Origin of the sequence: Lentzea aerocolonigenes (assembly GCF_000955955.1) — a bacterium.
Classification (GTDB): Bacteria; Actinomycetota; Actinomycetes; order Mycobacteriales; family Pseudonocardiaceae; genus Lentzea; species Lentzea aerocolonigenes_A.
Map to the genome: position 1 here is coordinate 1 of NZ_JYJG01000037.1, position 4,371 is coordinate 4,371.

Sequence of the window (4,371 nt, forward strand, 5' to 3'; positions counted from 1 at the left end):
AGATGTGTATAAGAGACAGGATCTGGCCCTTGCCGTTGCCGGACGCCACGCCCAGGTCGGCCTCACGGGCCTCGCCGGGACCGTTGACGACGCAGCCCATGACGGCGACGCGCAGCGGCACCTCCATGCCCTCGAGACCTGCGGTGACCTGCTCGGCGAGCGTGTAGACGTCGACCTGGGCGCGGCCGCAGGACGGGCAGGACACGATCTCCAGCTTGCGCGGGCGCAGGTTGAGCGACTGGAGGATCTGGTGGCCGACCTTGATCTCCTCCACCGGAGGAGCGGACAGCGACACGCGGATCGTGTCGCCGATGCCCTGGCGCAGCAGCGCGCCGAACGCGACGGCGGACTTGATGGTGCCCTGGAAGGCGGGGCCCGCCTCCGTGACGCCCAGGTGCAGCGGGTAGTCGCACTGCTCTGCCAGTAGTTCGTACGCACGCACCATGACCACCGGGTCGTTGTGCTTCACCGAGATCTTGATGTCGTGGAAGTCGTGCTCCGCGAAGAGCGAGGCCTCCCACATCGCGCTCTCGGCGAGGGCCTCCGGGGTGGCCTTGCCGTACTTCTTCAGCAGACGCGGGTCGAGCGAACCGGCGTTCACGCCGATCCGGATCGGGGTGCCGTGGTCCTTCGCGGCGGCCGCGATCTCCTTGACCTGGTCGTCGAACTTGCGGATGTTGCCGGGGTTGACGCGAACCGCCGCGCAGCCGGCTTCGATGGCGGCGAAGACGTACTTCGGCTGGAAGTGGATGTCCGCGATCACCGGGATCTGCGACTTCTTCGCGATCGCCGGCAGGGCGTCCGCGTCGTCCTGCGAGGGGCAGGCGACCCGGACGATGTCGCAGCCCGACGCGGTGAGTTCCGCGATCTGCTGCAGCGTCGCATTGACGTCCGACGTCAGGGTCGTCGTCATCGACTGGACGGAGACGGGGAACTCGCTGCCGACACCGACGTTGCCCACCATCAGCTGCCTGGTCTTGCGACGTTCCGACAGCACCGGCGGCGGCAGTGCCGGCATTCCGAGCATCACGCCGTCACTCATGGGTTTTGCACCTTTCGTAAATCACTTCTACTGCAACCTGATCGGGTTGACGATGTCGGCGGTCACGGTCAGCAGCGTGATGGCACCGCCGATGAAGATGACCACGTAGGTGAGCGGCAACAGGCGCATGTAGTTGACCGGGGCGCCGGCGGGCTTCCCGCGCAGCTTCCGAATCCAGTCTCGCACCCGTTCGTAGAGGTTGACGGCGATGTGACCACCGTCAAGGGGCAGCAGCGGCAGGAGGTTGAACACACCCACGAAGAAGTTCAGGCCTGCCAGCATCAGGATGAAGAAGTTCCAGAGGCCGCGTTCCGCCGCGTCGCCGCCCAGGCGCGAGGCACCGACGACCGAGATCGGGGTGTCGAGGTCGCGTTCGCCGCCGCCGATGGCCTTGACCACGGCCGGGATGCGCTCCGGGAAGCGCATGAGGCCCTTCCAGGTGTTCACGAACATGTCGCCGGTGAAGGCGAGGGTGGCGGGGACCGCGTCGACCGGGCCGTAGACGAAGGTCTGCTGGACGATCACGCCGATGGCGCCGACCTGCTTGATCTCGACGTGGCCCTTGCCGTCGGAGACCTGGCGGCTGACCTTCGGCACGTCGACGGTGAGCGTGAGCTCCTTGTCGTCGCGCACGACCTTGAACTCGTTCGGGCCGCTGAGGTCGCGCGTGACCTTCTGCATGTCGGTCCAGGTCGCGATCGGCTTGCCCGCGATCGAGACGATCCGGTCGCCGGGCTTGAGGCCCGCGTTCTTGGCCGGGGACGGGGCACTCGCGGGGCACGGCGCGTCGAACGGGACCGTGTAGTCCTGCACGCAGTCGGAGACCTGGGCCAGGACCGGCAGGTCCTTGTTGTTCTGCAGGCCCAGCGTCATCGCGAGGATCAGCAGGATGATGAAGCCCAGCAGGAAGTGCGTGATGGAGCCCGCTGAGAGCACGATGACGCGCTTCCAGACCTTCTGCTTGTAGAACGCGCGCGGCTTGTCGTCCGGGTGGACCTCTTCAAGCGCGGTCATGCCGGTGATCTCGCAGAAGCCGCCGGCCGGGATCGCCTTCAGGCCGTACTCCGTCTCGCCCTTCTGGAACGAGAAGAGCTTCGGGCCGAAGCCGATGAAGTAGCGGGTGACCTTCATGCCGAAGGCCTTCGCGGTCAGCAGGTGCCCGAACTCGTGCAGCGCGATGGACACCGCGATGCCGAACGCGAACAGCAGCACCCCGAGGGCGTTGATGAGTGTGTTCACGAGAGTTCAGTTCCTTCCAACCAGCTCGCGGGCACGTGCGCGTGCCCAGTCCTCGGCGGCCAGGACCTCCGCGACGTCCGCGGGGTCGTTCTGCCAGTCTTTCGCCTCGCCGAGAACCTGGCCGATGGTGTCCACGATCGACAGGAACGACGTCTTGCCCGCGACGAAACCGGCCAGAGCCTCTTCGTTCGCGGCGTTGTAGATCGCGGGCAGGCATCCGCCCGCGGTTCCCGCCTGCCGCGCCAGCTCGACCGCGGGGAACGTGACGCTGTCCAGCGGTTCGAACGTCCACGAGGTGGCGGTGTCAAAGGTACAGGCGGGCGCGGCACCGGCCACGCGCTCGGGCCAGGAGAGACCGAGTGAGATCGGAAGACGCATGTCAGGCGGCGATGCCTGGGCGAGCGTCGAGCCGTCGGTGAAGGTCACCATCGAGTGAATGATCGACTGCGGGTGCACGACGACGTCGACGCGGTCGTAGGGCACGCCGAACAGCAGGTGCGCCTCGATCAGCTCGAGGCCCTTGTTCACCAGGTTCGCCGAGTTGATGGTGACGACCTGGCCCATCGACCACGTCGGGTGCGCCATGGCCTGCTGCACCGTGACGGCTTCGAGGTCGGCGCGGGTCTTGCCGCGGAACGGCCCACCGGACGCCGTGAGCACCAGCTTGTGCACCTCGTGCGGCGCGCCACCGCGCAGGCACTGGGCGAGCGCCGAGTGCTCCGAGTCGACCGGCACGATCTGGTCCGGCTTGGCCGCCTTCAGCACGAGCGGCCCGCCCGCGATGAGCGACTCCTTGTTGGCGAGCGCGAGCGTGGCGCCCGTCTCCAGCGCCTTCAACGACGGCTCGAGCCCGCGCGAGCCGTCCATGCCGTTGAGCACGACGTCCGCCGGACAGGCTTCGATCAGGTCGACCATGCTGGTCAACGTCTTGACGCCGGGTACGTCAGCGCCGTTCGCGACGGCGACCGTGCCGACGCCGAACTCGGCTGCCTGCTCTTTCAGCAGGTCCAGCTGACGTCCACCCGCGCCGAGCCCGACGACCTGGAAGCGGTCGCGGTTGCGCCGGATGACGTCGAGCGCCTGGGTGCCGACGGAGCCGGTCGATCCCAGGATCAGGACAGTGCGTGGAGTACTCATCGCCCCTCATTGTTCCGGAGAGTGCCTGAGAGCCCGGCACAGCCCGTTACTTTGATAACGGAGTGGTTTTGGAGGCGTGAAGTCGCCAGTTCGGGGGCATTCCCTTCGCGACAAGCGGATGGAAGGAGACTCTCCGTGGGCATCCTCGGATGGATCGTGCTCGGTCTGCTGGCCGGCGCCATCGCCAAGGCGATCATGCCTGGCCGTGACCCTGGCGGAATCATCATCACGATGCTGATCGGCATCGTCGGGGCGATCCTCGGCGGATTCATCGGATCCGCGCTCTTCGGGACCGACCTCGGCTCGTTCTTCGATCTCCGGACGTGGCTGCTCGCCATCGTCGGATCGTTGATCCTGCTCGGCATCTACCGCCTGGTGACCGGCAGGCGAAGCCGCGTGTAGCCGCAAGAGACGTTTGAGGCCGTTCGGGTGACACCCGGACGGCCTCTCGTCATTCGAGCTCCTTGCGGAAGAACGACTCGACCGCTTGCCGCGCCGTGTCGTCGAGCGGCCCCTGGATCTCCATCGTCCGGTCGCCGTCCCGCACGACGATCTTGCGCCCGCCCCGGTCGGCGAACGCCGCGAGCACCCGGCCGAGCTCGGCCAGCACCGGCGAGGTCATGTCCGTGACGACGATCGTGTGGGACATCCGCAGGTCGCCCTTGGCGTCCTCGGGGGCGGGCGGTCCGGGTGCGAGGTCGACGTCCGCGTCCAGGTCGCGCACCTCGTCGCGCAGCAGACGAACCTGCTGCTCGAGCACTTCCGGGTCATCGTCCTGCAGCGTCACGGTAATCGTCGTCACGGCCCGAACGATAGCTTCATCGTGGTGGCCAACCGACGGATCGCGCTCCTCATCGCGGGGCAGGGTGTCGAACACGGCGAGCGGCTCGTCGCCGTCGGTGCGCCAGATCCGCACCAGGTGCCGCGAGCTGTCCCTCTGAGCGTGAATCACC

5 protein-coding genes are annotated in these 4,371 nt (G+C 67.3%); 1 reads left to right on the forward strand and 4 read right to left on the reverse strand.

Annotated features, from left to right (window positions below; translation table 11 throughout):
• From ispG to dxr, 3 genes are all read right to left on the reverse strand, one after another.
• On the reverse strand, positions 1 to 1,018 hold a 1,018-nt coding region (ispG, locus tag UK23_RS06735; protein WP_045310516.1), incomplete at its 3' end, for a flavodoxin-dependent (E)-4-hydroxy-3-methylbut-2-enyl-diphosphate synthase.
• Positions 1,019 to 1,069: 51 nt separating this feature from the next.
• The gene (locus UK23_RS06740; protein WP_045310512.1) at positions 1,070 to 2,281 is read right to left on the reverse strand and encodes a M50 family metallopeptidase; all 1,212 of its coding nucleotides are present in this window, start codon (positions 2,279 to 2,281) and stop codon (positions 1,070 to 1,072) included.
• 6 nt (positions 2,282 to 2,287) lie between these two features.
• Positions 2,288 to 3,418: a 1-deoxy-D-xylulose-5-phosphate reductoisomerase gene (gene dxr / locus UK23_RS06745; protein WP_045310513.1), complete on the reverse strand. Its 1,131-nt coding sequence runs from the start codon at positions 3,416 to 3,418 to the stop codon at positions 2,288 to 2,290.
• Positions 3,419 to 3,553: 135 nt separating this feature from the next.
• Between dxr and UK23_RS06750 the strand changes: the two genes are divergently transcribed.
• Entirely contained in the window at positions 3,554 to 3,820 is a 267-nt protein-coding gene (locus tag UK23_RS06750) for a GlsB/YeaQ/YmgE family stress response membrane protein (RefSeq protein WP_045310514.1), read from the forward strand.
• A gap of 49 nt (positions 3,821 to 3,869) precedes the next feature.
• Here the strand turns inward: UK23_RS06750 and UK23_RS06755 are convergent, their stop codons facing one another.
• Positions 3,870 to 4,220, reverse strand: a complete 351-nt coding sequence (locus UK23_RS06755) for a hypothetical protein (protein ID WP_156212887.1) — start codon at positions 4,218 to 4,220, stop codon at positions 3,870 to 3,872.
• Positions 4,221 to 4,371 lie beyond the last annotated feature (151 nt).